This is a genomic window from Methylobacterium sp. B1, from assembly GCF_000333255.1.
GTDB classification, from domain to species: domain Bacteria; phylum Pseudomonadota; class Alphaproteobacteria; order Rhizobiales; family Beijerinckiaceae; genus Methylobacterium; species Methylobacterium fujisawaense.
Map to the genome: position 1 here is coordinate 1 of NZ_BACT01000095.1, position 5,649 is coordinate 5,649.

6 protein-coding genes and 1 pseudogene are annotated in these 5,649 nt (G+C 69.2%); 5 read left to right on the plus strand and 2 right to left on the minus strand.

Going from position 1 to position 5,649, the window contains the following annotated elements; translation table 11 throughout:
• Positions 1–725: pseudogene (gene glmM, locus I53_RS02775) on the plus strand (phosphoglucosamine mutase); the annotation flags it as partial.
• A gap of 4 nt (positions 726–729) precedes the next feature.
• On the opposite strand, the gene I53_RS02780 reads toward glmM, so the two are convergent.
• The gene (locus tag I53_RS02780; RefSeq protein ID WP_043346378.1) at positions 730–1,068 is read right to left on the minus strand and encodes an MmcQ/YjbR family DNA-binding protein; all 339 of its coding nucleotides are present in this window, start codon (positions 1,066–1,068) and stop codon (positions 730–732) included.
• A gap of 277 nt (positions 1,069–1,345) precedes the next feature.
• On the opposite strand from I53_RS02780, the gene I53_RS02785 reads away from it, so the two are divergent.
• From I53_RS02785 to I53_RS35655, 3 genes are all read left to right on the plus strand, one after another.
• Positions 1,346–2,320 (plus strand): outer membrane protein, encoded by a 975-nt coding sequence (locus I53_RS02785; RefSeq protein WP_043346381.1) that lies wholly within the window; start codon positions 1,346–1,348, stop codon positions 2,318–2,320.
• A gap of 251 nt (positions 2,321–2,571) precedes the next feature.
• Positions 2,572–3,471 carry an outer membrane beta-barrel protein gene (locus I53_RS02790; RefSeq protein ID WP_043346383.1) on the plus strand — a complete coding sequence of 300 codons (900 nt, stop codon included), beginning with the start codon at positions 2,572–2,574 and terminating at the stop codon, positions 3,469–3,471.
• Positions 3,472–3,575: 104 nt separating this feature from the next.
• Positions 3,576–3,707 carry a hypothetical protein gene (locus I53_RS35655; RefSeq protein ID WP_286009566.1) on the plus strand — a complete coding sequence of 44 codons (132 nt, stop codon included), beginning with the start codon at positions 3,576–3,578 and terminating at the stop codon, positions 3,705–3,707.
• A gap of 16 nt (positions 3,708–3,723) precedes the next feature.
• Here I53_RS35655 and I53_RS02800 read toward each other — a convergent pair whose 3' ends face one another.
• Positions 3,724–4,272 (minus strand): HNH endonuclease, encoded by a 549-nt coding sequence (locus I53_RS02800; protein ID WP_043346385.1) that lies wholly within the window; start codon positions 4,270–4,272, stop codon positions 3,724–3,726.
• 509 nt (positions 4,273–4,781) lie between these two features.
• Here I53_RS02800 and I53_RS02805 point away from each other — a divergent pair.
• On the plus strand, positions 4,782–5,649 hold an 868-nt coding region (locus tag I53_RS02805; protein WP_043346386.1), incomplete at its 3' end, for a DUF3772 domain-containing protein.

Consider the following 5,649-nt stretch of genomic DNA (forward strand, 5'->3'; position numbering starts at 1 on the left):
GCCCGAGCCGGAGGCTTCACATCAACCGGGATGTCGGCTCGACCGCGCCCGCGGCGCTGATCGACAAGGTGCGCGAGCGCCGGGCCGATATCGGCATCGCGCTGGACGGCGATGCCGACCGGGTGCTGATCGTCGACGAGAAGGGGCATGTGGTCGACGGCGACCAGCTCATGGCGGTCGTGGCGCGCTCCTGGCAGGAGGACGAGCGCCTCACGCAGCCGGGTGTGGTCGCAACGATCATGTCGAATCTCGGCCTGGAGCGCTATCTCGGCGGCCTCGGTCTCACCCTGGCCCGCACGGCGGTGGGGGACCGCTACGTCCTCGAGCACATGCGCGCCCACGGATACAATCTCGGGGGCGAGCAGTCCGGGCACATCATCATGTCGGACTACACGACCACAGGTGACGGCCTCGTGGCGGCCCTGCAGCTGCTGAGCGTGGTGCAGCGGCAGAACCGGCCCGTGAGCGAGGTCTGCCACTGCTTCGACCCGCTGCCGCAGATCCTCAAGAACGTCCGCTACCGGAGCGGCGAGCCGCTCCGCCAGGACAGCGTGGTCAGCGCCATCGAGCATGCCCGCGAGCGGCTCGGCAATGCCGGCCGCCTGGTGATCCGCCCCTCGGGCACCGAGCCGGTGATCCGCGTCATGGCCGAGGGCGACGACCGCGGCCTCGTCAACGCGGTGGTCGACGAGGTGGTCGACGCCGTGACCCGCGCCGCGGCCTGACCGGTCAGGCCGCGGCGTAGGCGGCGCGCAACTCGGGCGGCGCGGTCACGCGCCACGCCCCCAGCAGCGCCGTCCGCAGGGTCTCCTCGTCGCAGAGATCGAGGTCGAGATTGGTCCAGCCGCGGCGTCCCCAGGCGCCGTCCAGGGGCGTGAACAGATCGGGCTCGGCCGCGCACAGGGCGGCCTGATCCGCGGGCGCGAGGCGCAGCACCACTCGGGCCTCCTCGACCCAGAGGGTCGCGAAGACCCGGCCGCCGACCCGGAAATCCGGGTTGCCGCTGTGCGCGCCCGTCACCGTCTCGGGCAGCATCGGGGCCAGGATGCGTACGTCCTCGGGACCCATGGGGATGTCAGCCGGTGCGGAGCCCGGGCAGCCGGGCGGCGATGGTCGGGGGGCGCATGGGTCCCATCCAAGACAGATGAACCGGACCAACCTGGGGATCCCCGGCGGCAGAGGCAAGCAAGTCGCGTCCGGATAACGGTTTCGACAGGCCGGCAACGGATGCGCAAGCCTAACATTTAACGTTAAGCCGGATTTAAGACGTTGCTTCCATCCTTCGCTGCGTACCCCGGGACCGCGCGCCGCGCGTCCGGCTCACGAGTCCAGTGAAGGAATCTCCATGGCCCGCTCCAAGCTGAACGCTTTGGTGCGTAGCCTGACGCTCGCGGCGAGCGTCGGCGCGCCCTGCCTCGCCGCGGCCGCGGATCTGCTGCTTCCGCCGCCGCCTCCGCCCCCGCCCCCGCCGATCGAGGTCGGCGGCGGCTGGTACCTGCGCGGCGACGTGGGCGCGAGCATCTACACCCGTCCGCGCTACAGCGACGCCTACGACTACACCGGCTATCCGGACGCCAACCGCGCCTTCGGCAACACGATCGGCGGCGGCGGCTTTGCCGGCGTCGGCGTCGGCTACCAGTTCACCCCGTTCCTGCGCGGCGACATCACCGGCGAGTACCGCTACTCGACCGGCCTGCGCGGCAGCGAGTATTACAAGGGTCCCGATTTCGACAACGGGCTCGGGTCGTACGGCGTGAACAAGTCGAGCGGAAATTTCGATTCCGCGGTGGTGCTCGCCAACGCCTATTTCGACCTCGGCACGTGGTACGGCATCACGCCGTTCATCGGCGGCGGCGTCGGCTACGCCTTCAACCACGTCTCGAGCTACTCGACGAACCAGCAATTCACGAGCCCGACCTACGCCTACGATTACACCAATGCCGGCTGCGGCTGCATCCCGTACGCCCCGGTCTACGACCCGAACGGCAACGCGGTGTACAACACCAACAGCGGCAGCAAGTTCTACAAGGACAAGACGACCGGCAGCTTCGCCTGGGCGCTCCATGCCGGTCTCGCCTACAACGTGACCGACGCGCTGAAGATCGAACTGGCCTACCGCTACCTGAACCTCGGCAAGGCCGAGACGGGACCGGGCTTCGTGCCGTGCTGCACCGGCAGCCTGCAGGCGATCAAGGTGAAGGACATCGAGGCGCACGATGTGAAGATCGGCCTGCGCTACTACCTCGGCGGCCTCGTGGCGGCCCCGCTGCCGCCGCTGATGCCGGAGCCGATCCCCGGCCCGCTGGTGCGCAAGTACTGATCGGGCCTCGGTCCCGATCCCACCGACAGGCGAAACGGCGCGGAGGCTCTCCGCGCCGTTTCGCGTTTCCACGCCCCGTTCCGGTCGATCCGGGCCTGAACGCCGGCAATACCCGACGCGTCACGCCGGGATTGCGATCTCCGGATTGGAAATCCGTCATCGTGTTCAGCAACGGAGAATTAAGGTTACCGACGTATCACCGGGGTGAGGCTCGATCCGCTGCCGTCTCTTGCTGTCCCAGGACGATCCCGATGCGTACCGTCACCTTTCCGCTGCTGGCGGTTCTCGGTCTCTGCGGCGTGAACACCGCCCGCGCCGCCGATCTGGACTACGATTACCTGCGCGGCGCCGATTACGATCCGGTCCCGGCTCCGGTGGTCGACTGGAGCGGCGTGTATCTGGGCGTCCATGGCGGATACACGTCGGCGGGCCTCGGCAGTCGGGGCGCGTTGCAGCCGCTGATCTACCGCGACTCGCACGACACGACCGGCGAATCCGATTTTCGCGCGTCGACGCTGCTCAATCCGCTGTCGACGCGGGTGGGCTCCGGGAGCCTCGGTGCCTTCACCGGCTACAATGCTCAGTTCGACCAGTTCGTTTTCGGCGTCGAGGCCGATTACACCTATTTCGACCGGATGGGCGTGTCGAGCGATGGGCTTGCGCGCAGCCAGACCACCGCAGCAGGCTTCTATCAAGCGGTGAATCTCTCCGGATCGACGGCAACCCGAGTCGAAGATTACGGCACGCTCCGCGCGCGAGTCGGATACGCGCTGGGCAACTTCCTCCCCTATGTGACCGGCGGCGTGGCCATCGGACGGGCGCGGATTGCCGATACGACGACCTATCAGAACTATGGGTTCAACCTGAACGCCTACAATGCGAATCTGGCCGGAACACCGACCTATGTGAACAGCTTCGGCTACACGAGTTTCAGTTCCACGGCGCCCTACAACGGCACGCCCTACACGTCGATCCAGTCTCAGTCGAAAACCAAGGTGGTCGGCGGTGTCGCGGCAGGGGCTGGCATCGAGTATGCGATTACACCGAACATACTCTTGCGTGCTGAATATCAATATGTGCTGTTCAGTGATTTCGATGGCCACAAGGTCAACTTGAATACCGTTCGCGCCGGCGCGGCCCTGAAATTCTGATGCGCGCCTTGTTCCGCTTGCGGGCCGGACGCCTGCTCCTCACCGGAGTCGCTCTTGCTCTCGCATCCTCGCCGGCATGGCCGGGAGAACGGGCCGAACCGCGCGTGGTCCGCCGCGTCGTGCGGGTCCGGCCGGTGCCGGCCGTCCCGCCGCCGGTGCTGATACGGGACTACCTGCCGCGCAACCCCAACGTCCCGATGTACAACGAGCCGCCCCGCCGCGAGCCCGTCTGGTAAGGGCCGCGGGCCGCGCTCAGTTCTCCAGCTCGCTGTCCCAGTACAGGTAATCGAGCCAGGTGTGATGGTACTGGCGGTGGTCGAACTCGGGCTGCCGGTGGTGCAGCTCGTAGCGCGTCGGCCGCCGGGGTTCGGTCATCAGCGGCATGTCCGCCTCGGCCGGCGTGCGGTTGGCCTTCCGCAGGTTGCAAGGCGAGCAGGCCGCCACGACGTTCTCCCAGCTCGACAGCCCGCCCCGGGAGCGCGGCACCACGTGGTCGAAGGTCAGGCCCCCCGAGGGCAGCCGCAGGCCGCAATACTGGCAGCTGAAGCCGTCGCGCAGGTAGATGTTGTAGCGGGTGAAGGCCGGGCTGCGGGCCAGCGCCACGTAGTTCTTCAGCGCCACCACGCTCGGGACCCGCAGGGAGCGCGAGGGCGACCGTGCCTCGACGTCGTAGCTCGCCACCAGGGTGACGCGGTCGAGGAACAGGGCCGTGAAGGCGTCCTTCCACGACCAGAGGGAGAGCGGATTGTACGAGAGCGGCCGATAATCCGCGTTGAGGACGAGGGTTTGGAGATCCATCATCGGCGCGACTCTTCGGACTAGCTCTGGCGCGGAGAACGCGCGGGACCAGGCCGCCGCCCCGCCGGCCCGTCCGAACCGGCCCGCGGCCGATGCAGGACGAGCCGGCGCGCGGAGCGACGGCTTGACGGGAGAGGCGGAGGGAACAACAGGGCGGCGGGCCGGCGCGCGGGGGCGCCGGTCGATGCGGTAGCATCCGGAACGCGGCCGGGCCGGGCCGGCATCGCCACCGGCCGCGCCCTTTCGCGTAGCGACGAAAAGGCCCTGTCCATCAGGTGTTCATCTAATCCCAGCGTGACACCCTTGTGAAGCTTTTCCGGATGGGCCGCGGGGACGCACCCACAGCGGCCGGCTGGCGCCGGATCCGGCGCCGGGGTGGGCAGGGGCACGCTTTCGCCCTATTGCTCGCCCAGAGCGCCCGGCCGCCAGGAGGCCCGCCCGGTCCCCGATCGCCGCCGATTCGCCGATGCCGGACCCCGGCCGGCCGCCGTGCGCCCGACGAGAGGTTGCTCATGCATCATATCCCAGCGCGGATCCGGAAGCCGGAAGGCGCGTCGCGCCTGTCCCGCCTGCTCGTTCTGTTCGCCGCGCTGGTGTTCGCAACCCCGGCGGCCCTGACCCTGCCGGCCTTCGCCCAGGATCCGGCGCCCGCCGCCAAGCCCGCGGATCACAAGCCCGCGGACGCCAAGCCCGCGCCCGAGGCCAAGCCCGCGGACGGCAAGGCGCCGGACACGAAGGCGCCCGACGCGCAGGCGACCGGCGCGAAGCCGTCCGACGCGAAGCCCGCAGCCCCGCCGGCCGCCAAGGCCGAGATCCCCGAGCAGTTCAAGAAGGTCCGGGCCAAGCTCGACGCCGCCAAGGCCGAGCTCGACGCCCGCGAGAAGCAGCTCGGGCATACGGACCTGACGGTGGCCGACCTCACGGCCATCCGCGACAGCGCCGTCACGGTCACCGACGAGATCCGCACCCTGGTCACCCGGCTCGACGCGCCGCTGGAGGCCGCGCGCGAGCGCCTCGCCCAGCTCGGTCCGAAGCCGAAGGACACCCAGGAGAGCGCCGATGTCGCCGCCGAGCGCGGCGAGCGCGAGGCCGCCGTCACCCGCATCGACGAGACCCAGCGCCTCGCCCGCGCCCTGGTGGTGCAGGGCGATCAGATCGTCGACCGGGTCTCGAACCGCCGCCGCGAATCCTTCACCCGCGACCTGCTCCAGCGCTCCCAGCCCCTGGTCGGCCCCGGCCTCTGGACCAAGGTGATGGGCGACGTGCCCCGGGACACGCGCGCCCTGCAGAGCGCCGTCTCGGATATCGGGCTGCTGTTCTCGCTTTACGGGAGCCTCACCAACCTGCTGTTCCGGGGCTCGCTTCGGGATCTCGGGGCGC